Source organism: uncultured Ruminococcus sp. (assembly GCF_937915125.1).
GTDB lineage: Bacteria > Bacillota > Clostridia > Oscillospirales > Ruminococcaceae > Ruminococcus_C.
The window spans coordinates 14,924-41,667 of the sequence record NZ_CALDMP010000063.1; the positions used below are offsets into that span (position 1 = coordinate 14,924).

The following is a 26,744-nucleotide window of genomic DNA, read 5'->3' on the forward strand; positions in this document are numbered from 1 at the left end:
CATGGAAGCAAGAGCATATCTGAGAAATGCCCGCATTTCACCTCGCAAGGTACAGATCGTTCTGGATCTGATTCGTAACAAGCCTGTGGATATCGCACTGGCAACTCTGGACCTCACTCCGAAGGCTGCCAGCCCGCTGCTGGAAAAGCTTTTGAAGTCCGCAATTGCAAATGCAGAAAATAATCACAGCATGAATAAGGATAATCTTTATGTTGCAGAGTGCTTCGTTACCGCAGGTCCGATCATGAAGCGGATCATGCCGAGAGATCATGGCAGAGCCTATCGCATTTTGAAGAGAACTTCACATATTACGATTGTTCTGAAAGAAGAAGAGTAAAATCCAGTAGGAGGTTGAGTTATGGGCCAGAAGGTTAATCCGCACGGTCTCCGTGTCGGCGTCATTAAAGATTGGGATTCCCGCTGGTTTGCGAATAAGTCTGACTTCGGCGATACGCTGGTAGAAGATTACAGCGTTCGTAAGTTCATCAAGAAGAACCTGTATGCAGCAGGTGTTCCGAAGATCGAGATCGAGCGTTTCGCAGATAAGGTTAGAATCCACATTCACTGTGCAAAGCCGGGCGTTGTTATCGGCCGCGGCGGTGCAGAGATCGAAAAGCTGCGTGCACAGCTGGAAAAAATGCTGAACAAGCAGGTTTATGTCAACATCGTAGAAGTAAAGCAGCCGGATATGGATGCACAGCTGGTAGCTGAAAAGATCGCACTGGATCTGGAGAATCGTATCTCCTTCCGCCGTGCTATGAAGCAGTCTATCGGCAGAACCATGCGTCTGGGTGCAAAGGGTATCAAGACAAAGGTTTCCGGCAGACTGGGCGGTGCAGAAATCGCTCGTTCCGAAAGCTATCACGAAGGTACCATTCCGCTGCAGACCATTCGTGCTGACATCGACTATGGTTTCGCAGAAGCCCACACCACTTACGGCCGTATCGGCGTAAAGGTTTGGATCTATAAGGGCGAAGTTCTCAAGGGTGACGTTGCTAAGGCTGCCGCTCAGAGAGAAAAGGTAGAGAGAAAGTCCCGGGACAACAACCGCGGAGGCAGAGATGACCGCCGCCGTCGTGACAACCGGAACGGTGACCGCAGAAATGGCGGCAATTTCCGCCGCGATGCTAGAAGAGAAGGAGGTAACCAGTAATGCTGCTTCCTAAGAGAGTAAAATACCGTCGTGTCCACAGAGGACGTATGACGGGTAAAGCAACCAGAGGTAATTTTGTAAGCAACGGTGAGTATGGTATCCAGGCACTGGAACCGGCATGGATCACTTCCAACCAGATCGAGGCAGCTCGTATCGCAATGACTCGTTACATCAAGCGTGGCGGTCAGGTTTGGATCAAGATCTTCCCGGATAAGCCGGTGACCAAGAAGCCGGCCGGCACTCGAATGGGTTCCGGTAAGGGCGCTCCGGAATACTGGGTAGCTGTTGTTAAGCCGGGCAGAGTGATGTTCGAGATTGCTGGCGTGCCGGAAGAGACCGCACGTGAGGCTATGCGTCTCGCAATGCACAAGCTGCCGATCAAGTGTAAGTTTGTAAAGGCTGAAAAAGGAGGCGAGCAGTAATGAAAGCAACCGAAGTTAATAACATGCCGGTAGATGAGCTGAACGCAAAGCTGGACAGCCTGAAGGAAGAGCTCTTTGCACTTCGTTTTCAGCTCGCAGCAAATCAGCTGGAAAACACTGCCCGCATCAAGGCAGTTAAAAAAGATATCGCACGTGTGAAGACTGCGCTCCGTTCTGCGGAACTGTCTGCACAGCAGTGAGTAGGAGGGTTTTACTGTGGCTGAGAGAAATTTGAGAAAAACCAGAGTCGGCAGAGTTGTCAGCGATAAGATGGATAAGACCGTCGTTGTTGCAATCGTCGATAATGTAAAACACCCGCTGTATAAGAAGATCGTAAAGAGAACCGTCCGCCTGAAGGCACACGATGAAAACAACGCTTGCAAGGTTGGCGATCGTGTTGAAGTGATGGAGACCCGCCCGCTGTCCAAGGACAAGAGATGGCGCGTTGTTGAAATCATCGAAAAGGCAAAGTAAACATCATCAATAGAGAAAACAGAATCGGTCTTTGGATGAACCAGAGACGTTCTGAAAGGAGGAACTCGCTGTGATTCAGATGCAGTCTTATTTGAAAGTTGCAGATAACACCGGTGCGAAAGAACTGATGTGCATCAGAGTTCTGGGCGGCACACGCAGAAGATATGCAAATATCGGCGATGTCGTTGTAGCATCTGTTAAGAAAGCAACACCCGGCGGCGTTGTAAAGAAGGGCGACGTAGTCAAGGCAGTGATCGTTCGTTCGGTAAAGGGTCTGCGCAGAGAAGACGGGACCTACATCCGCTTCGATGAAAACGCTGCTGTTATTATCCGTGAAGATAAAAACCCGAAGGGCACTCGTATCTTCGGGCCGGTAGCAAGAGAGCTTCGTGATAAGGATTATATGAAGATCCTGAGCCTCGCTCCGGAAGTACTGTAAGTTGGAGGTGTCAAGATGAGTAAGGTTCATGTAAAAACAGGCGACACCGTTATCCTGCTGACTGGCAAGGATGAATATCAGTACAATGATCCGCAGAACAAGTCCAAGGGCAGAAAGACCGGTAAGGTCGTAGAAGTCAGCCCCAAGGAAGGCAAGGTCATCGTTGAAGGCTTCAACATCGTGACCAAGCACGTAAAGCCCACTCGTATGGGTCAGGTCGGCGGCATTGTAGAAACCGAAGCTCCGCTGTATGCAGATAAGGTACAGCTGGTTTGCCCCAAGTGCGGTCAGCCCACCAGAGTCGGTCACACCGTAGAGGACGGCAAGAAGCTCCGTGTCTGCAAGAAGTGCGGCAAATCTTTTGAGTAAAGGAGAAACGATATGTCTACGTTAAAAGATTACTACAATAGCACCGTTGCTCCTGCAATGATGAAGAAGTTCGGCTATGAGAATGTTATGCAGATCCCGAAGCTCGACAAGGTTGTTGTGAACGTGGCAGCCGGCGAGGCAAAGGATAACGCAAAGGTTATTGATGCGATCATGACAGATCTCGCAGCAATCACTGGCCAGAAGCCGGTGGTTTGCAGAGCAAAGAAGTCGGTAGCTAACTTTAAGCTCCGTGAGGGTATGCCCATCGGCGTAAAAGTAACTCTCCGCGGCGAAAAGATGTACGAATTTGTATACAAGCTGTTTAATGTAAGCTTCCCTCGTGTACGTGACTTCCGCGGTATCAATGGCAACTCCTTCGACGGTAAGGGCAACTACTCTACCGGTATCAAGGAACAGCTCATTTTCCCGGAGATCGAGTACGACAAGATCGACAAGGTAAGAGGTATGGATATCAACTTCATCACCACGGCACAGACCGACGAAGAGGCAAAGGAACTGCTGACTCTGCTCGGCGCACCGTTTGCGAAGTAATCAGGGAGGATACAAATCATGGCAAAAAAGGCAATGAAATTAAAGCAGCAAAAGACTCCCAAGTTTTCCACACGTGCTTACACCCGTTGTAAGATCTGCGGAAGACCCCATGCTTATCTGAGAAAGTACGGCATCTGCCGTGTATGCTTCCGTGAATTGGCGCATGAGGGCAAGATTCCGGGCGTGAAGAAAGCAAGCTGGTAAAGAGGAGTTACGAAAAGGAGGTCATTGGCATGCAGATTACAGATACAATAGCAGACATTCTGACAAGAATTCGTAATGCGAGTTCCGCACGGCACGCCACAGTTGACGTTCCTGCTTCCAACGTAAAGAAGGCTATTACACAGATTCTGTTGGACGAAGGCTATATCAAGGGCTTTCAGGTCATCGAGGATGGCAAGCAGGGCGTGATCCGCATCACACTGAAGTATACAGAAAACCGTTCGCCGGTTATCACCGGTCTGCGCCGGGTTTCTAAGCCGGGTCTGCGGATCTATTCCAGCTGTGAGGATATGCCGAAGGTACGCAAGGGACTGGGTATTGCAATTGTTTCTACCTCAAAGGGCATTATGACAGACAAGAAGGCTCGTGAGCTGAATGTCGGCGGCGAAGTTTTAGCATTTGTTTGGTAAGGAGGACACGGGATTATGTCAAGAATAGGAAAAAAACCGATTAGTGTTCCTGCCGGCGTAGAAGTAAAGTGCGAGGACAATTTCGTCACCGTAAAGGGCGCAAAGGGCACTCTGACCAGACAGTTCTCCAAGGAACTGGGCATCGAGATCGCAGACGGCGTGATCAATGTAACTCGTCCGTCTGACGACAAGGAGCACAGATCCCTGCACGGTCTGACCAGAACACTGATCGCAAATATGATCGAGGGCGTAACCAACGGTTACTCCAAGACCCTCATCATCGAGGGCGTCGGCTATCGTGCCGCAAAGAAGGGCAAGGACGTTGTCATGAACCTGGGTTATTCTCACCAGGTGACCGTGACTGAGAACGACGACATCAAGCTGGATGTACCCCAGCCGAACACCATCGTTGTCAGCGGTATCGACAAGCAGAAGGTCGGCCAGTTTGCAGCAGAAGTACGCGAAAAGCGTCCGCCGGAGCCGTATAAGGGCAAGGGCATCCACTATGTCGACGAGCGTATCATCCGCAAGGAAGGTAAGGCCGGCAAGGGCAAGAAGTAATTCGGAAAGGAGTAGACCGCTATGATTAAAAAGGTAGATAGCAAAAAAGCTAGATTAAAGAGACATGCAAGAGTTCGCTCGAAGATCTCCGGTACTCCTGAGCGCCCGCGTCTGTGCGTATACCGTTCTACAAAGCACATTTATGCACAGCTGATCGACGATGTGAACGGTGTGACCCTGGCATCCGCATCCAGCATGGATAAGGCATTTGAGGGCGCAGGCGGCAATATTGAAGGCGCACGCAAGGTCGGCGAAATGATCGCAAAGCGTGCACTCGAAAAGAACATCACCGATGTTGTCTTTGACAGAGGCGGCTATTTGTACCATGGCAGAGTGAAGGAACTCGCAGACGGTGCACGTGAAAACGGACTGAAGTTCTAAACAAGGGAGGTATTACTTTGGCTAAAATTGATCCGCAGGGTCTCGAGCTTGCAGAAAAGGTCGTTTCCATCAACCGCGTATCCAAGACCGTAAAGGGCGGTCGTATCATGAAGTTCGCAGCTCTCGTTGTTGTCGGCGACGGCAACGGCATCGTGGGCTTCGGCCTCGGAAAGTCCGGCGAAGTTCCGGATGCAATCCGCAAGGGCATCGAGGATGCCAAGAAGAATCTCATTCAGATCCCGCTGAAGGGCACCACAATTCCGCACGAGATCGTCGGAAAGTTCGGCGCAGGCGAAGTTCTGATGAAGCCGGCAGCTCCCGGTACCGGTGTTATCGCCGGCGGTCCGGTTCGTGCCGTGATCGAAGTTGCTGGTATCAAGGATATCCGTACCAAGTCGCTGCGTTCCAACAATCCGTGCAACGTGGTACGTGCAACCATCAACGGACTGGCATCCTGCACCACAGCAGCAGAAGTTGCTGAGAAGAGAGGCAAGTCCGTCAAGGAAATCTACAAATAAGGAGGGTGCGAAATGGCAAAGGAAATCAAGCTCGTAAAAAGCCTGATCGGTCGCAAAAAGGATCAGGTTGCAACAGCAGCTTCGCTGGGTCTCAAGAAGGTCGGCGATGTCAGCGTACAGCCTGAAAATGAGGCAACCCTCGGCAAGATTCAGAAAATTTCTCACCTCGTAGAGGTAACAGAAGCATAAGTTAGACGCTAAGGAGGTGCACATACCATGAAGCTTCACGAATTGTCCCCGGCTCCGGGTTCGACGAAAGAAGTCAAGAGAATCGGCCGCGGCCACGGCTCCGGTAACGGCAAGACTGCCGGCAAGGGCCACAAGGGTCAGAATGCCCGCAGCGGCGGCGGCGTAAGAATCGGTTTTGAAGGCGGTCAGATGCCGCTGACCAGACGTATTCCGAAGAGAGGTTTTAACAACATCTTCGCAAAGGAATATGCAATTGTAAATGTTTCCGATCTGAACCAGTTCACTGACGGTACTGTTGTAGATGCAGATCTGCTGAAGGCAGCCGGTCTCATTAAGAAGGCCTGCGACGGCGTAAAGGTACTCGGCGACGGTGAGCTGACAACTAAGCTGACTGTAAAGGCTGCAAAGTTCACAAAGAGCGCAGCTGAAAAAATTGAAAAGGCTGGCGGAAAAGCAGAGGTGATGTAACGTGTTTAAGACGTTAAGAGATGCCTGGAGTATTCCGGAAATCCGGAAAAAACTCCTGTACACATTGCTGATGCTCCTGATCTTCCGTCTGGGAAGCGCTGTTGTGGTTCCGTTCCTGGATACCGCTACAGTCAGCACCTGGATGACAGAAAACGCAACCGGCGGTAACTTCCTGGAATACCTGGATATCATCACCGGTGGTGCCCTTTCTCAGGCAACTGTATTCTCTCTGTCCATCACCCCGTATATCAACGCATCCATCATTATGCAGCTGCTGACTTATGCACTGCCGCCCTTGGAGCGTCTGCGTGACGAAGGAGAAGAGGGACAGAAAAAACTCAATAAAATCACTGCTGCCGTTTCTCTGGCACTGTCGGCATTTATGTCCTTTGCATATTACCTGACACTGAAAAACCAGATGGACGCAGTGACAGACGGCGGCTCCAAGGCAGCCAATGTCTTTATTGCATTCGTTATCGTCGGCACCTTTATCGCCGGCACATCCATCGTCGTATGGATGGGCAACCGGATCAACGACAAGGGCATCGGAAACGGTATCTCCATGCTCCTCTTTGCCGGTATTCTGGCTCGTTTCCCGGTTATGGCAGGTACTCTGACAGAACTGACAAAGAACGAACCGCAGCGGTATTTCTTTGAATCCCTGGGTGTTCTGGTTCTGTTCATCGTGATGATCGCATTCATCGTATTCATGAATGCATCGGAGCGCCGGATCCCGATTCAGTATGCAAAGCGTGTTGTCGGCAGAAAACAGTATGGCGGTCAGTCCACGCATATTCCGATCAAGGTATGCATGAGCGGCGTTATGCCCATCATCTTCGCCATGTCCTTTATGTCTCTGCCCAGCACCATCAGCCTGTTCAAGCCGGTCTATGATGATCCGGTTGGATTCTGGCAGAAATTCTACAATGGATTTATTAACTTCTTCAGTACACAGTCCATGAGTTATGCGGTGATTTATTTCATTCTGATTATTGCATTCAACTACTTCTATGTATCGATGCAGTATAATCCCATTGAGATCGCCAATAATCTCCGTCAGAACAACGGCGGCATCCCGGGCATCCGCCCCGGAAAGCCCACGTCGGATTACATCCAGCGTGTACTGTCGAAGATCACTCTGGTTGGTGCGTTCTTCCTGGGTATCATTGCAATCTTCCCGATCGCTATGACCTGGTTTGACCACAACCTCAGCTCCCTGGCAATGGGTGGTACTACCATCCTCATCGTTGTCAGCGTAGCACTGGAAACTGTCCGCACGCTGGAGTCCGAAATGATGATGCGTCATCATAAGGGCTTCCTCGAATAAACAAGGAGGCATATTCCTATGAATCTGATTCTTTTAGGCGCACCGGGTGCCGGCAAGGGTACCCAGGCAGAAAAGATCTCTGAGGCACTTTCGATTCCGCAGATTTCCACCGGTAATATGCTGCGTGAGGCAGTCCGCACCGGTACGGAATACGGCGTAAAGGCAAAGGCTGCTATGGACGCCGGTGCTCTGGTTTCCGATGACATTGTTATCGGCATCCTGAAAGAGCGCATTGCACAGGACGACTGCAAGGCAGGCTTCATTCTCGACGGTTTCCCCCGCAGTGTACCTCAGGCAGAGGCACTGGACGAAATGGGTGTCCGCATCGACAAGGTGCTGGAGATCTATGTTCCGGATGAGACCATCAAGGAGCGTGTCTCCGGCAGAAGAGTCTGCGAGATGTGCGGCGCAACCTATCACATTCAGTTCAAGCCCAGCAAGGTAGAGGGCGTCTGCGACAAGTGCGGCGGAAAGACCATCATCCGTAAGGATGACCAGCCGGAAACGGTTCTGGATCGTCTCGCAACTTATCACAAGACCACTGAGCCGCTGAAGGCGTATTATGAAAAACAGGGTAAACTCGAAACCGTCATTGGTCAGGAAGAAGTTGCAGACACCACTGCACTGACTCTGAAGGCTGTGGGCGTAAAATGAGTGTTACCATCAAATCGAAATCTGATTTGCTGAAAATGCGGGAGGCGGGCAGAATCGCAGCCCGTGCGCTGGAACATGCCGGAAAGGTGATCCACCCCGGTATGACCACAAAGCAGCTGGATAAGTCTATTCATGATTTCATCGTCAGCTGCGGTGCTGTGCCGACATTTCTCGGCTACGGCGGGTTTCCGGCAAGCGCCTGCATTTCAATTAACGAAGAAGTGATTCACGGCATCCCCAGTCCCAAGCGGATCATCCGTGAGGGCGATATTGTCAGCGTGGACGTTGGCGCAACTTTCGACGGATTTGTCGGCGACACGGCATATACCTTTGCTGTGGGCGATATCTCCGAAGAAGCGGCAGATCTCCTGCGTGTGACAGAGGCAAGCCTTTATGCAGCGATCGAAGCGGCAAAGGTGGGTGCACGCCTGGGTGACGTGTCTCATACGGTGGAAGAGTATTGCGGTTCCCGTGGATACGGTATCGTACGGGAATACTGCGGTCACGGAATCGGACACGAGATGCACGAGGATCCGGAAGTGCCGAACTATGGCAGGCCCGGTCACGGCATCCGATTGATGCCCGGCATGACGTTTTGCATCGAGCCCATGATCAACGGCAAGGGCGACGGCGTCCGTGTGCTGAAGGATGGGTGGACGGTCGTGACCCGCAGCGGTTCTCCTGCGGCGCATTTCGAACACGAGATCGCAGTGACGCAGGAAGGCCCGGTGATTCTGACCAGACCATAAACGGAGGATCGTTTTTATGGAACTGACAAGAGGTCTGGTGGTTCGTGCGCTTGCCGGCAGAGATCGGGGCGGCTACTTTGTGGTACTGTCTGTGGAAAACGGCTATGCCACTATCGCAGACGGAAAACGCCGCAGACTGGACGCACCGAAACGGAAAAACGTACGGCATCTTCAAATGACAGCTACACTCGTCGATTTGGAGGGTGTCACGGACAAAAAGCTCAGAAGTGTGTTGAAGCAGTATCAGTGAGAACAGTCCGTTCCGCTGATCATCAAGATACCCGTCGGGGAGGTTATCAGTTTGTCAAAGCAAGATGTAATTGAGGTCGAGGGGATCGTTCTCGAATCTCTGCCCAATGCAATGTTTAAGGTAGAGCTGCAGAATAAGCATATCATCCTTGCGCACGTGTCCGGAAAGCTGCGGATGAACTACATCCGTATCGTGCCGGGCGATAAGGTGACTGTCGAGATGTCGCCCTATGATCTGACCAAAGGCAGAATCACTTGGAGAGCCAAGTAACTTAACCTGTTTTCCGGAACTGCAACAGAGCAGTTTCCGCGAAAATGGTTTCAGGGGACACCGTGTTTCCGGTTGTAACCATCGTTTCCAATCCATCGCAGACGGCAGATGGCCGGCTGCACAGTTGTTCCGAGAAGGAGGACAGTTGCAATGAAAGTAAGACCTTCCGTAAAGCCGATTTGCGAAAAATGCAAGGTGATTAAGCGTAAAGGCAAAGTAATGGTAATCTGCGAAAATCCGAAGCATAAACAGCGTCAGGGCTAAGCCCGGGATTTTTTAACATGGAGGTGCAGGAATAATGGCAAGAATAGCAGGTGTAGACCTTCCGAAGAATAAGCGGGTCGAGATCGGTCTGACTTATATCTACGGAATCGGCCGCAGCACAGCAGATGAGATCCTGGCTGGTACCGGCGTAAACCCGGATACCCGTGTCAAGGATCTGACCGAAGAGGATGTTGCAAAGCTGCGTGACTATATCGATAAGCACTGCGTGGTTGAGGGTGACCTCCGCCGTGAAGTTGCATTGAACATCAAGAGACTCGTGGAGATCGGTTGCTACCGCGGCGTTCGTCATCGTAAGGGTCTGCCGGTAAGAGGCCAGCGGACAAAGACAAACGCAAGAACCCGCAAGGGTCCGGTAAAGACCATCGCAAACAAGAAGAAGTAAGGGAGGGTGTTTCGTTTTGGCACAGCAGAAAGGCAAAAAGGTTGTTGTTCGCCGCCGCAGAGAGCGTAAGAATATTGAAAACGGCGCCGTACACATTCAGTCCACATTTAACAACACCATCGTAACCATTACCGATACCCAGGGTAATGCCATTTCTTGGGCAAGCTCCGGCGGACTGGGCTTCCGCGGTTCGAGAAAATCGACACCGTTTGCTGCACAGACAGCGGCTGAGACCGCAGCAAAGGCAGCAATGGAGCACGGCCTGAAGTCGGTAGAAGTATACGTAAAGGGACCGGGTTCCGGAAGAGAAGCTGCGATCCGTGCACTGCAGACCGTAGGTCTGGAAGTCAAGATGATCAAGGATGTGACTCCGATCCCCCACAATGGATGCCGTCCGCCGAAGAGACGTCGTGTCTAATTACAGGAGGTGTAATATATCATGGCAGTAAGCAGAGAACCGATTCTCAAGAGATGCCGTTATCTGGGTATCAGCCCGATGGTTATGGGTATCTCCAAGCAGTCTAACCGCAACCCGGGTGCCGGAAACCGCAAGAAGGTTTCGGAATATGGTATGCAGCTGAAGGAAAAGCAGAAGCTGAAGTTCATCTACGGCGTAGGCGAAAAGCAGTTCTACCACCTGTTCGAGATCGCTTCCAAGATGGAAGGCAAGGCTGGTGACAACCTGATCGCATGCCTGGAGTCCCGTCTGGACAGCGTTGTGTTCCGTATGGGCCTGTCTCTGACCCGCAGAGAAGCAAGACAGCTGGTAACACACGGTCATTTCACCGTAAACGGCAAGCCGGTCAACATTCCGTCCTATCGCGTAAAGGAAGGCGATGTTGTCGCACTGTGCGAAGGCAGCCGCAGCAGCGCAAAGTTCAAGGAAGTTGTAGAGCAGACAGCTGACCGCACCATTCCTGTATGGATGGAAGCAGATAAGGAAAACTTCTCCGCAAAGATCGTTCGTCTGGCAAAGCCGGAAGATCTGGACTACGAAGTTGCAGCACATCTGATCGTCGAGCTGTACTCCAAGTAATCATTTGCATCATACGGAAATTTGGAATAAAACCACAGACGAAGCTACCAAGCATAGGAGGGTGTTTTTATGCTGGAGAAGATTGAAAAGCCGGAACTCGACACAGTGGATCTGCGAAGCGACGGAAAATACGGTAAATTTGTATTGGCACCGCTGGAACGTGGCTATGGTATCACCCTTGGCAACAGTCTGCGGCGTGTGCTACTCTCCTCATTGCCCGGTGTGGCTGTGAATTCCGTGAAGATCGATGGCGTACACCATGAACTGAGCACCATTCCCGGTGTAAAAGAGGACGTAACTGAAATTATCCTGAGCCTGAAGGGTCTCACAGCAAAGCTCTACGGCGACGGTCCCAAGACCGTTTATATCGAAGCCGAGGGCGAGTGCGAGGTTACTGCCGGCGATATCAAGACCGACTCTGAGGTGAATATCCTCGATCCGGGTATGCATATCGCAACACTGGGCAAGGGCGCAAAGCTCTATATGGAAATTGTCATCGACCGGGGCAGAGGCTATGTTTCTGCAGAGCGCAATAAGCAGATGATGAATACCCCGATTGATGTAATTGCAGTTGACAGTATTTATACCCCTGTGCTGAAGGTGAACTATCAGGTAGAGGATACCCGTCTCGGTCAGGTCACAGACTATGACAAGCTCACACTGGAAGTGTGGACAGACGGCACCATCTCCGCAAAGGAAGCCATCTCACAGGCAGCCAATCTCCTCAACGAGCATCTGAAGCTGTTCATTGACCTCTCTGATGAGGCAAGCATAGCGGAAGTTCTTGTCGAAAAGGACGATAAGGGGAAAGAAAAAATCCTGGAGATGACCATTGAGGAACTTGACTTATCCGTGCGGTCGTTCAACTGCTTAAAGCGTGCCGGAATCAATACCGTGGACGATTTGATCAACAAGTCCGAGGAAGAAATGCTGAAGGTGCGCAACCTGGGCAAGAAGTCCTTTGACGAAGTGCGGGAAAAGCTCCAGTCCCTGGGCTTTGACCTTGCCAGTGAGGAAGACTGAGAAACGAATAGATCCGTGCGGCAGTGCGTATAATACGCCGCCGCAGTTAGAAAAAGGAGTGAATAACAATGCCGGGTACCAGAAAACTGGGCAGACCGACCGATCATAGAAAGGCAATGCTGCGTGGAATGGTGACATTCCTGCTGGAAAACGGTCAGATCGAAACAACTGTCACTCGTGCCAAGGAAGTACGTGCGGTTGCGGAAAAGATGATCACTATCGCCAAGACAAATGATCTTCATTCGAAGCGCCAGGTAATGGCATATGTCACCAAGGAGAGCGTCGCAAAGAAGCTCTTTGATGAAATTGCACCGAAGTATGCAGACCGCAACGGCGGTTATACCCAGATCGTAAAGATCGGGCCTCGCCGCGGTGACGCTGCGGAAATGGCAATCATTAAGCTGGTTGACTAATTCGTACCTGAGGTACGGTCATATCATTGCAGGCAGGATGCACCCAGGTGTGTTCTGCCTGTTTTTTGTATATGGGGTATATCACCCCTTTGTTGGATTTGTCAATCGTCCGTAGGGCGGAGCTTGCTCTCGCCATATTTTTGCAAAAATATGGCGCCAGAAATGAAAACAAAGCAATACTTTTTCGGAAATAACAACTTTTCATGAGAGAATCATGGCGCATTATTGCAGAATGGGGCGAATAATTTGTTCAATATGACAGTTTGCATGTAATTTTTTTATGGAATACTACCAAAAAATGCGTATGTCTCTTTACAAATTGCGAATTTTAGAGTATAATTTGAATAAACGTTTCTGCGCACCAGATATGCCTGGATGACAGAGACGCTGAATCGGCACGGCAGTCCGGGATCTTTCTGCGGAGAGACCCCTTTCCCGGATACGCCGGCAGCAGCTGTGGGCAGAGGCAGCCAGAATGTCTCCTGCCGCACTTGGCTTCCGGATATGGCAAACCCTACTGCGCGCCGGATTTGTTATATGGTGGAATATTTCATAGACAAGGTCGCAGAATTTGTGTGATATCGGACAGTGTTCCTGCTTTTTGCGGGTCGGCATTGGGATATTATACAATTCTGCTGTCTCGGATTCAGCCAGTTTATACAAAAACTTTGCGTATCTATTGACTTTTCTGTTGGGATATTCTATAATAAGAATAATTGGAACAGCACGGATCTGAGAAGCGATTCTTGCAGAGATTTCGACCAAACTTTTATCATTTGTACGCTTGCCGGCCCGGAACACCGGCGGGCATACAAGCAATCAGAGGAGGATAACAAATGAAGGCAAAAAGAACAATTGCAGGCGTTCTGGCGTTGGCAATGCTCGCTTCCACGGCAGTTTCTATGGGTGCATCCGCAGCAGACGCTTCTGTTTCGCTGAAGGCTTCGAATGAAACGGTTGCAGCCGCAGGCGATGCATTCACAGTACAGGTGTCACTGGAGGACATCCCGTCCACAAAGGTAAATGTACTCGACTTTGCAATGACCTATGACAACACGGTTCTGACAATCGATAAGGTAGAGATCGGTGACGCAGCAAATGTAGACGTCAGCGGCGACACCACCGGCGCAGAGGCTCCCATCTTCTCTTACAACATTAGGGAGAAGGAAATCGTTGTCAGCTGGACAACAGCTCTAGATTCTGCATCCTGGATCGCAGAGGACGGCGTGATCCTGACCATCAGCGGTACTGTAAACGCTGGCGTAGCTGACGGTACAGTAACACCCATCGACTTCGCTCCGGCAACCCGTGAGACCTATCAGGGCTCCGGCGAGTACAACAAGAGCCTGCTTGTAGGTTATGTTTATGGCACAGATTCCGCTGAGTATACTGTAAACAAAACAGCTGGTTCTGTTACAGTGGGCGCTGCTACTACAACAGACACGACCACCACAACTGGCGGTTCTGAGAGCACAGAGACCACCACAAAGGCAACAGAATCCACAAAGGCATCCGAGACATCCGGCGAGAATACCACCGAATCCACAAAGGCAACCACACAGGGAACCGGCGCTCCGGCATCTGTTCTCTATGGTGACGTAAACTGCGATGGCAGAGTGGATATCACAGACTCTGTTCTGCTGAACAAGGCTGCTGCTGGTGCAGTAAAGCTGAGCGATGCAGCTGCAGCAAACGCTGACTGCGATGCAAACGGCGAACTGGGCAGCAACGATGCTATCGTACTGCTGAAGTTCCTGGTACACCTCGTTACATCCCTGCCGTCGGCTGAATAAGCCTGCCGGTTCGGCAAAAATCCATTTCATGTATATTTGGGAGAAATGTTCCGAGGGGGAATGTGGCTCCTGATTATAGGCAATATTCATCATACGTTTTTTCCGGCGTTTGCCGGGAAGGAAAGGAAAGGAAAACATGAAGAAACGAACAAAGAAGGTATTATCCTTCGGCGTTGCAGCTCTGATGGCGGTAGCTTCTCTGCCGCTGAGTGCGCTGCCGGCGGCAGCTTCTGTGGATTCTTCCCAGACAGCAAACGGCGGCACACCGTACAATTTTGTCCTCAAAGAAGAAGGCACTGGTGAACAGACCATCAATGTCTCCAAGGAGGATGTTGCAGCCGGCGATGTTACCAAGAGCCTGGAGGTCTATATCGACTCTGAAGCATGGACAGATGATAACTACATCAACTCTGTTACACTGAACTGGCTCGCAACAAAGGGCAGCACTTTTGCAGACGGCGGTTCCATTGAGAACTCCATCTACTACACGAATGTGTTCAATGCAGCTGGTAAGGATGCTGCTGCATCGGAAAAGACACTGCCCGATGGTACAACGGTAAACACCCAGTATCAGATCTACAGCCTGGCTCCGATGCTTAAAACAGCCAAGGGCTATCGCTACACAAGCGCAAACTGCAGCGTTAACACAAGAGAAGTTGCCTGCGATATGATCTTCGGCGCCGATCTGGTTTATGCCGGTCAGAACAAGGTAACCTTCGAGTACGATTACTATGCAAATGTAGACGACTACAATGCAGACCAGGGCGCAGACCAGGCAACCCACAAGACCCACAAGGTTGAAACTCTGGACGTTCTGACAAACGATGCAGGCACACCCTACATCACTTACAGCTACATTGAACAGGGTGCAGACAATGCAGCCAACTATGTAGAAAAGTCTGTAACACAGGAGCTCCCGAGCTTCTCCAACAGCCGCTTTATCTCTAAGGCTCCGAACTGGGCACCCACAGAGACAAAGGATTGTATCCCGGATATCAACAACTTCTACAGCTGGGGCTACATGGCAAGCAGCGGCCGTACCAACTGGGTTCTGGATGATTCCATGGCTCTGAAGTTTACATCTTTCGATGTTGTAATTCCGCAGGGCACAGAAGAAGGTACATACTATGTACAGATCTGCAGCCGTGACGCAAACAAGGATTACATCCCGCTGCAGACAGCTGCTGATTTCGCATCTGTAAAGGCAGATCAGGACGCAAAGCGTGAGACTGGTCGTCTGGAAGATATGTCTACAGCAATCCACGGCAAGCTGAAGTCCGCGGCTTATTCTCTGCCGCAGGATGCAAGCACTGCAATCGTTAAGATCGTTGTTGGTGACGGCGGTCCTGCTTCTGACACCACAGCTTCTACCACAACCACAAGCAGCACAACTGCTACAACAGCTGAGCCTTCTGGCGACAAGACACAGTGGCTCATCAACGAGGAAGACACTACTGCAACTGCTGGCGATACATTCGTTGAGATCAATGTAAACCAGAAGAATGGTATCTCCTCTGAGGGCGTTGTCGGTGCAGTTATGGTTCCGGAAGCAACCCGCAAGGTTCTGCTGGTTCCGGCTGATCTGGGCGTAGACAATATGATGTACGCTGGTGATGCTTACAACAGTCTGGAATCCACTCAGTGCAATGCAACTGAGTATGAAAAAACCGGCTTCCTGCGTTTTGGTCTGACCGGTCAGGGCGTAAGTGAAGTAACTGGTAATACACTGGCTACTATCACATTCGACATTGCTGACGAAGCAACTGTAAAGGCAGCTGCTGCTGAAGCTGGTCTGACTGCACAGACAGATGCAGACGGCAAGACCTATTTCGAATTCCCCATCGAGTGGGCAGAGGACGGCACTGACACTGGTACTTCCAATGGTCAGACTGTTGAAGTAAAGCGTTTTGAATATCGCAATGCTGACGGTGCAGACGTTCATACCACTGATCTGGAACTGGTAAAGGGCTCCATCAAGATCTATGCAGACGCTACTCCGACTGAAAAGACACAGTGGCTCATCAACGAGGAAGATACTACTGCAACTGCTGGCGATACATTCGTTGAGATCAACGTAAATCAGAAGAATGGTATCTCTTCTGACGGCGTTGTCGGCGCAGTTATGGTTCCGGAAGCAACCCGCAAGGTTCTGCTGGTTCCGGCTGATCTGGGCGTAGACAATATGATGTACGCTGGTGATGCTTACAACAGTCTGGAATCCACTCAGTGCAATGCAACTGAGTATGAAAAAACCGGCTTCCTGCGTTTTGGTCTGACCGGTCAGGGCGTAAGTGAAGTAACTGGTAATACACTGGCTACTATCACATTCGACATTGCTGACGAAGCAACTGTAAAGGCAGCTGCTGCTGAAGCTGGTCTGACTGCACAGACAGATGCAGACGGCAAGACCTATTTCGAATTCCCCATCGAGTGGGCAGAGGACGGCACTGACACTGGTACTTCCAATGGTCAGACTGTTGAAGTAAAGCGTTTTGAATATCACAACGCAAGCGGCGTAGACGTACACACCACTGCTTTGGAACTGGTAAAGGGCTCCATCAAGATCTATGTAGACGCTACTCCGACTGAAAAGACACAGTGGCTCATCAACGATGAAGATACTACTGCAACTGCTGGCGATACATTCGTTGAGATCAACGTAAATCAGAAGAATGGTATCTCTTCTGACGGCGTTGTTGGCGCAGTTATGGTTCCGGAAGCAACCCGCAAGGTTCTGCTGATCCCGGCTGATCTGGGCGTAGACAATATGATGTACGCTGGTGATGCATATAACGGTCTGGAATCCACTCAGTGCAATGCAACTGAGTATGAAAAAACTGGCTTCCTGCGTTTTGGTCTGACCGGTCAGGGCGTAAGCGAAGTAACCGGCAATACACTGGCTACTATCACATTTGACATTGCTGACGAAGCAACTGTAATCGCTGCTGCAGCTGAAGCTGGTCTGACCCTCAAGACAGATGCAGACGGCAAGACTTATTATGAATTCCCCATCGAGTGGGCACCGGACGGCACTGACACTGGTACTTCCAATGGTCAGACTGTTGAAGTAAAGCGTTTTGAATATCACAACGCAAGCGGCGTAGACGTACACACCACTGCTCTGGAACTGGTTCCGGGCACTATCAAGATCTATGTAGCTGCTGAGACAACTGCAACAACATCTGAAACAACAACTACTACAACCACAACAACAACTACAACCACTTCTTCCGAGACAACTACAACAACCTCTTCTGAGGCAACTACCACAACCACAACCACAACTACCACAACCACATCCGCAACAACAGCTGCTTCTTCTGAGACTACAACAACAACTACCTCGGCAACACTGCCGTCTGAGAAGTCTGTTTGGTCTCTGGCTAAGCTCACTGTAAAGCCGGAATCTGGTTCTGGTTCTGCAAATGATCCCATGACTGGCGATCTGCTCTACAAGGTAAGCATCACAAATGCTATCCCGACTGGCGGTGTACAGGGTGCGATCTACCTGCCGGATGCTACAAAGGCTCTGCTGCTGTGGCCGTATTACTATGGCAACGGTGAAGACTACTCTGTAACAACAGATGGCATTACACCGGTTTATCCGTCCCTGAGCTGGATGGCTAGCCCGATGAACGTAATTGAGAACGTTTCCATCGACGGTATCGAAAGCAATGCAAATCGTATCGACTTCGCTTCTAACCAGCAGGAAGTTGCAACACCGGCAGCAACAAGCGGCGACCTGTTCGCCCTGTCTATCGCAATCCCGGATGAAGCAACTGTTATCTCCATTGCTGAAAAGTATGGTCTGACTCTCGTAGAAGACAACGGCACTTATTACTATGAGTTCCCGGTTCAGTGGATGGAAAAGGGCGAAGATAGCTCTACATCTGGTCCGCTGCGTCGTTACGACTATGTTGACGCTTCTAACCAGCACGTATTTGACAAGTTTGTAATGCTGGAAGACGGTTATATCCGTGTTCAGGTTTCCAAGCCGGCAGCTACAACGACATCTTCTGAAGCAGCCACAACATCCACTGAGGAGACAACCACAACGACAACCACAACGACAACCACTACTACTGCTTCTGAGACTACAACAACTACCACTACTTCCGAGTCTACAACTGCAAGCACAGAATCCAGCACAAAATCCAGCACAGAAGAGGCTAAGGTTGTAATCGAAGTGAACGAAGAAGCTGGCTTCTACTTCTCCGTAGATGAAAACAAATTCGACCCGGCTGACCTGCTGAAGTCTGCAACTGTAAACGGTGCAGATGCTATGGCAGACATCACCTTCGAGTATGCTACTCCGAAGGCTATGTATGATGCTGTGAAGAAGCCGTATGTTGCACAGGAAATGAAGGTTCTGTATAAGGGCAAAGAAGTTGCTGATACAACCGTAAACGTTTATATCGGCGTAAAGGGCGATACAAACCTGGATGCTAAGGTAACTCCGGATGACGCTTATGAAGTACTCGTTTACTATGCAAGTGCATCTGTTGGCAAGTCTGTCACATTCACAGACGGCAAGGATGCAAACCTGGAGAAGCTTGCTTACTTCCTGTCTGATGTAGACACCGAAGGCAAGGCAGGCAAGGATACCGCAACTGAGAAGATCAGCCCGGACGATGCTTACTATCAGCTGGTTTACTATGCAAGTGAATCCGTTGGTAAGGACATCAAATGGCCGGAAGTAATTCCGTCGCTGAAGTCTCTGAAGGGTTCCATCTGGGCTTCGTAAGAAGAACTGAAAATTGACAGCATAAGGGAATGACAGAATTCCATAAAAAACCCGGTGCGGGAGAGATCCTGCACCGGGTTTTTTGCGTCTGCTCCTATAAATCGAAAAAAGTTTGCCTTGACAAACGCCGGCGTTCTGTGCTATACTTTAGCCATTCTGCATACAGTAATATGGAACAAGCTTCGAGAAAGGATGAGAAATATGGGTTTTATGGAACTGCTCCTGACCGCAGTGGGACTGGCAATGGATGCCTTTGCCGTCTCCATCTGCAAGGGGCTGGGAATGCGAAAAATGCGATATGGCCAGGCTGCGGTCATCGGTCTGTACTTCGGTGTATTTCAGGCGCTGATGCCCCTGATCGGCTGGCTGCTGGGTACGTCATTCTCTCGGTATATCCAGGCGTTTGACCACTGGATCGCCTTTGTGCTCCTGGCGCTCATCGGTGGAAAAATGCTGTGGGATGTGTTCCACGAGGAGGACGAGGCAGAAACTGCACAGAAGCTGGACGCAAAGCTGGATCACCGGGAGTTGTTTATGCTCGCCATTGCCACCTCCATCGACGCCCTTGCCGTTGGAATTGCTTTCGCCTGTCTGGATGTGGAGATCTGGAGTTCAGTCTCCATCATTGGTATTGTGACGTTTGCCATCTCATTCTGCGGCGTGTGGATCGGGAACCGTTTCGGCGGACGCTTTGAGAAAAAGGCTGGCATTGCCGGCGGTATCGTGCTCATGGGCATCGGTGTGAAAATTTTATTGGATCACCTGATTCATAATCAGTAAATCGTCGGGAATCCTCACGATTTCCAAAATATCCCCATTTCTTTTCAAAATCGTATTGACATTTTTGAAAAAACCTGTTACAATATATGTATAAATTGATATAGCAGGAGGGGATTCGACCCATGTCACCAAAAAAGCTGCGCAAGAAGCAGGCAATTCTCATTGCTGTGAGCCTGGTTCTGGCAGTCATCATACTCATTTCCGCCGTTTGTCTGCGTGCATCAAGATATATCGGGTCGGGGGAATCCCATTTGATGGATGCCATCCGCAGCCTTGGCGGCAGAAGCTCCGTTTCTTCCGTGGAAGATACCGATACTCTGCGGCGCCGCCAGACCATGCTGGAAGAGGGCATCGCATCCTATCCGGACATGAAGGGGTGGCTTGTGATTCCGGAGACGTCCATTGACTATCCGGTGATGTACAGCGAAGATGAGGATTATTATATTGACCACAGCTATGATCAGAAGGACGATGTCTATGGCACGCCTTTTCTGTACAGCGGCAATGCGCCGGATTTTTCCGATTTTGTGTCGATAGTTTACGGACATGACATGAACAACGGCACCATGTTCGGATCGCTTCGGTCGTTTCAGAAAACGAGCCAGTTTCAGGATGTGCCCCAGGGCTATCTGATTCTGGAGGATGGATTGCATCTGCTCACCATTGTGGCAAGTCTGTCGGGAGACGCAGAAACGGAGAAACTGCTGGAGGAGTCCACGTCCGGTGTCGATGATACGGATGCATTTCTGAACACGCTTCTGACAAATGCCAAGCAGCAGCGTGAGGTGGAATTGACTGAGGATGACCGCCTGCTGGTGTTGTCCACCCTGGAATATGACAAAAATGAAAAACAGTCCCGGTCGCTCCTGATCGCAAAGTATGGGTCGGCTGAGGAATGATCGTATAAGAAAACGGTTTCGGCAAAGCTGCTGAAACCGTTTTTTATCCGTTATTTAAAAAAATCACCTTGTCCGGCAGCGTATCCTCCATTCCCACACAGCAGGACACCACCCAACCCGGCTGTACCAGAAACTGCCCGAACTGCCAGCCGGAAACAGATGTTTGGATGCTATCGCCGTCCAGCACGAAGCTGAGGGTTTGCAAAGGGTAGGAGATCCCCACGCCGATGGCTTTCACATAGCTTTCTTTTAACGTCCAGAGCCGAAAAAAGTACTCGTCAGGATGTTGGCTTTCCCGGACAGTCCGGGTCTCTTCCGGCGAAAAGGCACGGCGCAGGACACGTTCCCGGAGGGGGCGGATCTCCTCCGCATCCACACCAATAGGGCGATCCGAAACGCCGCAGACCGCAAGCCCCCGGCAGTGGCTCAGGTTAAAGTGCAGCTGGGGGACGTCCGGGAAAAAGGGCTTTCCATGGCTGTCACGGGCAATCTCCGGCAGGGGAAGTCCGAAAAACTCCTGCAATACCCGGCGGAGCAGTTGGTGGGCAGTGTCATGGGCGGCAGTTTTTCCTGTATCCGGAATGGGGCAGGCGAATAACTTCATGGAAACCTCCTTTTTTAGGGCAATACCGAGCAAAGCCGCCAGGCACTCTTTGTGCGGTGTTGCCTTAGGGCAATACCGAGCAAAGCCGCCAGGCGCTCTTTGTGTGGTGTTGCCTTAGAATTCGTCAGTTGATCAGATAATCCATCACCGTTCGGATGGTCTCGCTGGTGCTGGTGCGGGAGACTACGTCCTGCACCATGACCGGGTCGTCTGTGATGATGCTGTCCACATGAAGATTGCAGAGACTGCGCACTTCGGAGACGCTGTTCACCGTCCAGGCAAACACCTGCTTGCCTGCCTGGTGGGCGGAATTGACAACCTGGCTAGTGACAAATACCTTGTTGAGGCTGAATGCATCGGCGTATTTCAGAGAATAGAACTGCCCGTAGGCAACGCTCATGATATAGCCCGTGCGGATATCCGGGTTTGCCTCTTTGATGCGTTTGAGGGAACCGTAGGAAAAGGACGTGACCCAGCAGTTGTCCGTGTAGCCGTATGTGGTGATCAGGTTAGCGACATCCTGTTCCAGGGTGGGTGAGGTGTGTTCTGTGGGCTTGATCTCAATGTTCAGCCGGATGCGGCCGTCTACAAATTGCAAGGTCTCCTCCAGGGTGGGGATTCTGGCATTGGCATATGCCGGGTCGAACCAGCTTCCGGCGTCCAGATCCCGTATTTCATCGTAGGTGACATCCCAGATGTTTTTCTTCACGCCAGTGGTGCGCCGCAGATTCTGGTCATGGAGCACCACCAAGACACCGTCCTTTGTCTGCTGGACATCCAGCTCGATCAGATCCGCACCGGCGTCTATGGCATCGGAAAAGGCATAAAGCGTGTTCTCTGGCGCCTTTGCAGAGAGACCCCGGTGTGCCGTTATGGTTGGTTTGTGGAACAAGGTCAGCTGGAGACTGGAGCTGCCAGTGGCAACGCTGTAAAAATAGGAAACATTCAGCGTCAAAGCGGCAATGGCGAAGCAGACCGCTGTGAGAACGGCAGTGCTCCGCCGGAAGGGGCGGGATGCTCGGGGAGAAATGCGGATGGAATCGGGCAGAACCACCTCCGGCATCTGGGCGCAGCGTTTTTCTAGAAGCGCTGTAATATGCGCCATGCAGATGGGCGTGGAAAAAAAGGAAAAGCTCCAGAGAACCGCCTGAATGAGCAGCTTCAAAATCCGGGCAGCCTGGGAGGAAATAAATGCGCCGCTGTGCGTGCCCCGGATCACCAGGAGGATCACCAGAGTCACGATGCATAAAAACACCAGCAGCACGGCAAAATAACACAAGTTCCACAGGAGCACGGAGAAAAAGGTGCGCCAGAATCTTCCTGTTACCAGAGCAGTGCTGCACTTGTGGGCACGCCGGAAGCTACACTGCCGTTGGGTAAACAGAACGCTGGCGAAGATCCAGTGGACGGAGAGCAGACAGCAGAGAATGACAGCTGCCAGATAGATGGGCAGGAGAAATTCCTTTTTCGTCATGTAGTAGGCGAGGAAATCCGGGATGCCCATGGCGGTGAAGATACCGGAAGTGGCGGAGAACTGCATAAGGGGAATCAGGATCAGCAGATGCAGTACCAGAAAGGGGCTGCCGCCTAAGAAAAAGAGCTTCAGGGAACTGAGCCCGTCACGTATCATGCGGCGCAGTGTCACACGGAGTTTCTGCCGGGGCGGCTGGGAAAAGCAGGTGGATACAGCGGCGATTTCAAAGAGGGTGTAAAGTGATGCCGCCGCCAGCACTGCCAGAATGAGCAGGATGGTCCAGGGGGAACGGAGAAATTGCAGGAGGTTGGAGTTGGTCAGATATTTCAGATGGGCAGCCCGGATGGCAAGCTGGATCAGCCCGGCACATGCCGGTCCGATGACCAGAACCGTGATGAGTTTCCAAACAATTTCAAAAAGCACAAGAGGCTTCCAGCAGCGTGCCAGGCGGTGTAGTCCGCTTCTGAACTGATTCATACGCCAACCTCCTTTCTATAGTATATGTCTTAGCGTAACCCTTTTTCCACGGGGTATGCGTCATGGTTTACATTGACTCCATCTGTTGTTCATCTTACCACACTTTCTGGGAAATGTCAATGTGGTGGGCTGGTTTGGTTATCAGCACTAGGAATTGACTGAAAAATTGATTTGCGTGATTTTTTTGAAAAAACACTTGCATTTTTCTCGCACCTGTGCTATAATACTTATATCTGATGCGTTGGTATCAGGAACGGATTCCGGAATATAGGTGTGCGGGTCCTGTGCAACAAAGCACCGTGAACCATGTCAGGCGGGGAACCGAGCAGCATTAAGCGGATTGTTTTGTGTGCCGCAGTCAACCTGCACACCTATGTTCCGGAATTTTTTTGAGGCTTTAAAGCGTGCTTCGTAACTTCTTCTGCGTAGATTTTTGACGCAGAAAGCTACAAGATTCACCAAAAAAATGCGTGGGAAAAGATACGAAACAGGCTCTTATTGTCCGGGACGGGAGGTGTGTTGTTTGTATCAGGCTTTGTATCGGAAATGGCGACCGAGATCCTTTGACGACGTGATTTCACAGCCCCATATCACCACAGCCCTCCGGAATCAGATCCGGGAGGACAAAACGGCACACGCCTATCTCTTCACCGGTTCCCGGGGCACGGGAAAAACCACCTGCGCCCGGATCCTTGCCAAGACGGTGAACTGCGAACACCGCACCCCCGCGGGCAACCCCTGTCTGGAATGCGATATCTGCCGGGAGGCAGAGCGTGGCGCACTCAGCGACATCGTGGAGATCGACGCTGCGTCCAACAACAGCGTGGAGGATATCCGGGATCTCCGGGAGGGTACAGTCTATCTGCCGGAGCGCTGCCGCTATAAGGTATACATCATCGACGAGGTGCATATGCTCTCGCCCAGTGCCTGGGGCGCATTGCTGAAGGTCATGGAAGAGCCACCGGCGTATGTCAAGTTCATTCTGGCGACCACCGAGGTGCATAAGGTACCGGCAACGATCATTTCACGCTGCCAGCGGTATGATTTTCATCGGATCCAGAGTGCAGATATTGCGGCACGGCTGGAATATATCGCCGGACAGGAACAGCTTTCTCTGGAACCCGAGGCGGCACAGCTCATTGCCCATTTGTCTGACGGCGGTATGCGTGATGCCCTGTCTCTGCTGGATCAGTGCGCATCCGGCGGCGAAGCCATCACTGCCGCATCTGTCACCGCTGCTGCCGGCGTTGCCGGGAGAGACAGCGTCTTTTCTATTCTGGAAGCGGTACAGGCACAGGATGCCGCAAAGGCACTGGAACTGACCGGGGCATTGTACGACCAGTCCAAGGATATGGTACGGCTCTGCGATGAACTGCTGGAACAGCTGCGAAATATGATGCTTGTGAAAGCCGGATCGGGACAGCCCTCGCTGTTGACCTGCCTGCCGGATGAGTTGCCGCGCTTGCAGCAGCTGGCACAGACACCCACCCTGGACACCATCCTGTCCCAGATCGCCCAGCTCCAGAACTGCCGGGAGCGGATGCAGCGTAATCCGGGAAAGCGGGTGGAATTGGAGATGGCATTGTTACAGCTTGCAGTGCCCCGTCCTGTGGTACAGGCACAGCCTGCCCCAGTGCCCCAGCCCGTGCAGACTTCTGCGCCGGTACAGCCAGTGCAGCCTGCGGTGGAACAACAGCCCCAGGAAATCCCTGCGGCAGAATCCACGCCCCTGCGTGCATCGGACTTCCGTCCTGTGGGAAACTGGGCAGACATTCTGGCGGAATACCAGGCGGTGAACCCGGCGGTTTCCGGCAGTCTGGCAGAATCCAGCGCCTTTGTGGCTGGAAATACCATGCTGATCGTGGCGAAAAACCGGTTTTTCCTGACGCTGCTCAAGAACAAGGAAAATGCCGTTTCTCTGCGTGAGACAGTAAAGCGGTTTCTGGGCGTGGAATATAACATCCGTGCCAAATGCAGTGAGCCGGAGCAGAAGGAATCCAAAGCCCAGTCACTGATACAAAAAGCAATTGACAGCAATTTAGATACTGCTGTTGAATCATAAGATTGACAAAACTGTCAATTATTTTAGTTCAATATTTTAAAGGAGCGATTTTCTCATGAGAGCAAGATTACCGAAACAGAACCAGGGCGGCGCCCAGAATATGAACGCGATGATCCGTCAAGCACAGAAGATGCAGGACGAGATCTCCGCACTGCAGGAGGACATCGAAGCACGTGACTTCACTGCAACCGCAGGCGGCGGCGCTGTCAGTGTTACCGTATCCGGCAAAAAGACCGTAAAGGCACTGGAGATTAAGCCGGAAGTTGTAGACCCGGAGGATGTTGAGATGCTCCAGGATCTGATCATTAGCGCACTGAACGAGGCTGTGAACCAGGTAGAGGAGACCACCGAGACCGAAATGAGCAAGATCACCGGCGGCGTATCTCTCCCGGGCTTGTTCTAAGGGAAGATGCCGGGATATAACGCACTCCCTCTGGAGCTTCTGGCGGAGGAATTTGCAAAGCTGCCGGGGATCGGTATCAAATCTGCCCAGCGGCTGGCGTATTCCATTATCTCCCGTCCGCAGGAGGAAGTGGAAGCGTTTGCAAATGCACTTCTGGCGGCAAAGCGGGATATTCACTATTGCCCCTGCTGCCAGAATCTGACCGATCTGGAACTGTGCCCCATCTGTGCAGACAACGAACGGGATAAGACTACGGTCTGCGTGGTGGAGGGTCCCAAGGATGTGTCAGCGCTGGAGCGTACCGGAGAGTACAACGGCGTGTACCATGTGCTGCACGGACTGATCTCACCCATTGACGGCATTACGCCGGACAAGCTGCGGATCCGGGAACTCCTGGCACGGCTGAACCGGGGGGATATCCGGGAGGTCATTATGGCGACCAATCCCACAGTGGAGGGCGATGCGACTGCCATGTATCTGGCGCAGCTGCTGGAGCCTCTGGGCGTCAAAGTCACACGTCTGGCATTCGGTCTGCCCGTAGGCGGCACGCTGGAATATGCCGATGAAGTGACACTGTTCAAGGCACTGGAAAACCGCACCGCCATGTGAGAGTTTATGTAAAATGAAAGAACCGTTCTGCGCTGTTGTGCAGGGCGGTTTTTGTATTGTGGTATATTGTCACGCTTAAAACTTTACTTTCTGTCTGGAAATCAGAAACGTAGGGCGGGGGCTTGCTCCCGCCGTATTTATCTGAAATCTTCAATTATAGAAAGATAAAGTTTTAAGTGGGACTATGTACTACTACTCTGTCACATCTAAAATTTTATTCCGTTGAAAACGTCCCACCGGGACGTTTTCAAAATCTCACTTTCTGAAAAAGGTTTACAAGGGGAAAGCGGTCTTCTCCGCTTTCCCCTCGAAAAGCTGTCGCTTTTCTCACCCCTTTTCTCCGCGGCGCAAA

Annotated in this window: 36 protein-coding genes and 1 other RNA gene; 35 read left to right on the forward strand and 2 right to left on the reverse strand. The window is 51.3% G+C overall.

Features of this window, described 5'->3' with window-relative positions:
* Nucleotide 1: 1 nt before the first annotated feature.
* From rplV to Q0418_RS06460, 31 genes are all read left to right on the forward strand, one after another.
* A complete protein-coding gene (gene rplV / locus Q0418_RS06310; protein WP_298483277.1) occupies nt 2-337 on the forward strand; it encodes a 50S ribosomal protein L22 in 336 nt (111 codons plus the stop codon).
* Nucleotides 338-358: 21 nt separating this feature from the next.
* On the forward strand, nt 359-1,153 hold the full coding sequence (gene rpsC / locus Q0418_RS06315; RefSeq protein WP_298483279.1) for a 30S ribosomal protein S3: 795 nt from the start codon (nt 359-361) through the stop codon (nt 1,151-1,153).
* Nucleotides 1,153-1,575 (forward strand): 50S ribosomal protein L16, encoded by a 423-nt coding sequence (gene rplP, locus Q0418_RS06320; protein ID WP_298483280.1) that lies wholly within the window; start codon nt 1,153-1,155, stop codon nt 1,573-1,575. Before rpsC ends, rplP begins: the two co-directional genes overlap by 1 nt.
* Entirely contained in the window at nt 1,575-1,775 is a 201-nt protein-coding gene (rpmC, locus tag Q0418_RS06325; protein ID WP_295213996.1) for a 50S ribosomal protein L29, read from the forward strand. The genes rplP and rpmC overlap by 1 nt, the downstream gene beginning before the upstream one ends.
* Before the next feature lie 16 nt (nt 1,776-1,791).
* On the forward strand, nt 1,792-2,049 hold the full coding sequence (gene rpsQ / locus Q0418_RS06330) for a 30S ribosomal protein S17 (protein WP_022049142.1): 258 nt from the start codon (nt 1,792-1,794) through the stop codon (nt 2,047-2,049).
* A 70-nt stretch (nt 2,050-2,119) separates the two neighbouring features.
* Nucleotides 2,120-2,488: a 50S ribosomal protein L14 gene (gene rplN / locus Q0418_RS06335; RefSeq protein ID WP_295213994.1), complete on the forward strand. Its 369-nt coding sequence runs from the start codon at nt 2,120-2,122 to the stop codon at nt 2,486-2,488.
* Nucleotides 2,489-2,503: 15 nt separating this feature from the next.
* Complete coding sequence (rplX, locus tag Q0418_RS06340; protein WP_298483285.1) at nt 2,504-2,857, forward strand: 50S ribosomal protein L24; 354 nt, start codon at nt 2,504-2,506, stop codon at nt 2,855-2,857.
* A 12-nt stretch (nt 2,858-2,869) separates the two neighbouring features.
* Nucleotides 2,870-3,409, forward strand: coding sequence for a 50S ribosomal protein L5 (gene rplE, locus Q0418_RS06345; RefSeq protein ID WP_295213990.1), 540 nt, complete (start codon nt 2,870-2,872; stop codon nt 3,407-3,409).
* Between the two features lie 18 nt (nt 3,410-3,427).
* A complete protein-coding gene (locus Q0418_RS06350) occupies nt 3,428-3,613 on the forward strand; it encodes a type Z 30S ribosomal protein S14 (protein WP_295213988.1) in 186 nt (61 codons plus the stop codon).
* 29 nt (nt 3,614-3,642) lie between these two features.
* The gene (gene rpsH / locus Q0418_RS06355; protein WP_295213985.1) at nt 3,643-4,041 is read left to right on the forward strand and encodes a 30S ribosomal protein S8; all 399 of its coding nucleotides are present in this window, start codon (nt 3,643-3,645) and stop codon (nt 4,039-4,041) included.
* 15 nt (nt 4,042-4,056) lie between these two features.
* A complete protein-coding gene (gene rplF / locus Q0418_RS06360; RefSeq protein WP_298483288.1) occupies nt 4,057-4,602 on the forward strand; it encodes a 50S ribosomal protein L6 in 546 nt (181 codons plus the stop codon).
* 21 nt (nt 4,603-4,623) lie between these two features.
* A complete protein-coding gene (gene rplR / locus Q0418_RS06365) occupies nt 4,624-4,983 on the forward strand; it encodes a 50S ribosomal protein L18 (protein WP_295213981.1) in 360 nt (119 codons plus the stop codon).
* A gap of 17 nt (nt 4,984-5,000) precedes the next feature.
* Complete coding sequence (gene rpsE, locus Q0418_RS06370) at nt 5,001-5,501, forward strand: 30S ribosomal protein S5 (RefSeq protein WP_295213979.1); 501 nt, start codon at nt 5,001-5,003, stop codon at nt 5,499-5,501.
* Between the two features lie 12 nt (nt 5,502-5,513).
* Complete coding sequence (rpmD, locus tag Q0418_RS06375; RefSeq protein ID WP_298483290.1) at nt 5,514-5,690, forward strand: 50S ribosomal protein L30; 177 nt, start codon at nt 5,514-5,516, stop codon at nt 5,688-5,690.
* Between the two features lie 27 nt (nt 5,691-5,717).
* Complete coding sequence (rplO, locus tag Q0418_RS06380; protein ID WP_298483292.1) at nt 5,718-6,158, forward strand: 50S ribosomal protein L15; 441 nt, start codon at nt 5,718-5,720, stop codon at nt 6,156-6,158.
* Nucleotide 6,159: 1 nt separating this feature from the next.
* The gene (secY, locus tag Q0418_RS06385) at nt 6,160-7,485 is read left to right on the forward strand and encodes a preprotein translocase subunit SecY (protein WP_298483294.1); all 1,326 of its coding nucleotides are present in this window, start codon (nt 6,160-6,162) and stop codon (nt 7,483-7,485) included.
* Between the two features lie 18 nt (nt 7,486-7,503).
* Nucleotides 7,504-8,139: an adenylate kinase gene (locus Q0418_RS06390; RefSeq protein ID WP_298483296.1), complete on the forward strand. Its 636-nt coding sequence runs from the start codon at nt 7,504-7,506 to the stop codon at nt 8,137-8,139.
* On the forward strand, nt 8,136-8,888 hold the full coding sequence (gene map / locus Q0418_RS06395; RefSeq protein WP_298483298.1) for a type I methionyl aminopeptidase: 753 nt from the start codon (nt 8,136-8,138) through the stop codon (nt 8,886-8,888). The genes Q0418_RS06390 and map overlap by 4 nt, the downstream gene beginning before the upstream one ends.
* A 16-nt stretch (nt 8,889-8,904) precedes the next feature.
* Nucleotides 8,905-9,138 carry a KOW domain-containing RNA-binding protein gene (locus Q0418_RS06400; protein ID WP_298483299.1) on the forward strand — a complete coding sequence of 78 codons (234 nt, stop codon included), beginning with the start codon at nt 8,905-8,907 and terminating at the stop codon, nt 9,136-9,138.
* Nucleotides 9,139-9,189: 51 nt separating this feature from the next.
* On the forward strand, nt 9,190-9,408 hold the full coding sequence (gene infA / locus Q0418_RS06405) for a translation initiation factor IF-1 (protein WP_298483301.1): 219 nt from the start codon (nt 9,190-9,192) through the stop codon (nt 9,406-9,408).
* Nucleotides 9,409-9,558: 150 nt separating this feature from the next.
* Entirely contained in the window at nt 9,559-9,672 is a 114-nt protein-coding gene (gene rpmJ / locus Q0418_RS06410; protein ID WP_000868342.1) for a 50S ribosomal protein L36, read from the forward strand.
* Between the two features lie 34 nt (nt 9,673-9,706).
* Nucleotides 9,707-10,075, forward strand: coding sequence for a 30S ribosomal protein S13 (gene rpsM, locus Q0418_RS06415; protein WP_298483321.1), 369 nt, complete (start codon nt 9,707-9,709; stop codon nt 10,073-10,075).
* Between the two features lie 16 nt (nt 10,076-10,091).
* Nucleotides 10,092-10,493 carry a 30S ribosomal protein S11 gene (gene rpsK / locus Q0418_RS06420; protein WP_021681240.1) on the forward strand — a complete coding sequence of 134 codons (402 nt, stop codon included), beginning with the start codon at nt 10,092-10,094 and terminating at the stop codon, nt 10,491-10,493.
* A 21-nt stretch (nt 10,494-10,514) separates the two neighbouring features.
* Nucleotides 10,515-11,111: a 30S ribosomal protein S4 gene (gene rpsD, locus Q0418_RS06425; protein WP_298483322.1), complete on the forward strand. Its 597-nt coding sequence runs from the start codon at nt 10,515-10,517 to the stop codon at nt 11,109-11,111.
* A 69-nt stretch (nt 11,112-11,180) separates the two neighbouring features.
* Nucleotides 11,181-12,134: a DNA-directed RNA polymerase subunit alpha gene (locus Q0418_RS06430; protein WP_298483323.1), complete on the forward strand. Its 954-nt coding sequence runs from the start codon at nt 11,181-11,183 to the stop codon at nt 12,132-12,134.
* Between the two features lie 68 nt (nt 12,135-12,202).
* Nucleotides 12,203-12,547, forward strand: a complete 345-nt coding sequence (gene rplQ, locus Q0418_RS06435; protein WP_298483324.1) for a 50S ribosomal protein L17 — start codon at nt 12,203-12,205, stop codon at nt 12,545-12,547.
* Nucleotides 12,548-12,922: 375 nt separating this feature from the next.
* Complete coding sequence (locus Q0418_RS06440) at nt 12,923-13,126, forward strand: hypothetical protein (RefSeq protein ID WP_298483325.1); 204 nt, start codon at nt 12,923-12,925, stop codon at nt 13,124-13,126.
* Between the two features lie 257 nt (nt 13,127-13,383).
* Nucleotides 13,384-14,340 (forward strand): cohesin domain-containing protein, encoded by a 957-nt coding sequence (locus Q0418_RS06445; protein WP_298483326.1) that lies wholly within the window; start codon nt 13,384-13,386, stop codon nt 14,338-14,340.
* Between the two features lie 136 nt (nt 14,341-14,476).
* A complete protein-coding gene (locus tag Q0418_RS06450) occupies nt 14,477-19,084 on the forward strand; it encodes a cellulose-binding protein CttA-related protein (protein ID WP_298483327.1) in 4,608 nt (1,535 codons plus the stop codon).
* A gap of 201 nt (nt 19,085-19,285) precedes the next feature.
* Complete coding sequence (locus tag Q0418_RS06455; RefSeq protein ID WP_298483328.1) at nt 19,286-19,864, forward strand: manganese efflux pump MntP family protein; 579 nt, start codon at nt 19,286-19,288, stop codon at nt 19,862-19,864.
* Nucleotides 19,865-19,986: 122 nt separating this feature from the next.
* Entirely contained in the window at nt 19,987-20,763 is a 777-nt protein-coding gene (locus Q0418_RS06460; protein WP_298483329.1) for a class B sortase, read from the forward strand.
* A 43-nt stretch (nt 20,764-20,806) separates the two neighbouring features.
* Here Q0418_RS06460 and Q0418_RS06465 read toward each other — a convergent pair whose 3' ends face one another.
* Both Q0418_RS06465 and Q0418_RS06470 read right to left on the reverse strand, forming a co-directional pair.
* Entirely contained in the window at nt 20,807-21,367 is a 561-nt protein-coding gene (locus Q0418_RS06465) for a 4'-phosphopantetheinyl transferase superfamily protein (protein WP_298483330.1), read from the reverse strand.
* Between the two features lie 124 nt (nt 21,368-21,491).
* Nucleotides 21,492-23,318: a glycerophosphodiester phosphodiesterase gene (locus Q0418_RS06470; protein WP_298483331.1), complete on the reverse strand. Its 1,827-nt coding sequence runs from the start codon at nt 23,316-23,318 to the stop codon at nt 21,492-21,494.
* 273 nt (nt 23,319-23,591) lie between these two features.
* Between Q0418_RS06470 and ffs the strand changes: the two genes are divergently transcribed.
* From ffs to recR, 4 genes are all read left to right on the forward strand, one after another.
* An RNA gene (gene ffs / locus Q0418_RS06475) (signal recognition particle sRNA small type) lies at nt 23,592-23,690 on the forward strand.
* A 151-nt stretch (nt 23,691-23,841) separates the two neighbouring features.
* Complete coding sequence (gene dnaX / locus Q0418_RS06480; RefSeq protein ID WP_298483332.1) at nt 23,842-25,380, forward strand: DNA polymerase III subunit gamma/tau; 1,539 nt, start codon at nt 23,842-23,844, stop codon at nt 25,378-25,380.
* Nucleotides 25,381-25,435: 55 nt separating this feature from the next.
* Nucleotides 25,436-25,783 carry a YbaB/EbfC family nucleoid-associated protein gene (locus Q0418_RS06485; protein ID WP_298483333.1) on the forward strand — a complete coding sequence of 116 codons (348 nt, stop codon included), beginning with the start codon at nt 25,436-25,438 and terminating at the stop codon, nt 25,781-25,783.
* A 6-nt stretch (nt 25,784-25,789) separates the two neighbouring features.
* On the forward strand, nt 25,790-26,392 hold the full coding sequence (gene recR, locus Q0418_RS06490; RefSeq protein ID WP_298483334.1) for a recombination mediator RecR: 603 nt from the start codon (nt 25,790-25,792) through the stop codon (nt 26,390-26,392).
* Nucleotides 26,393-26,744 lie beyond the last annotated feature (352 nt).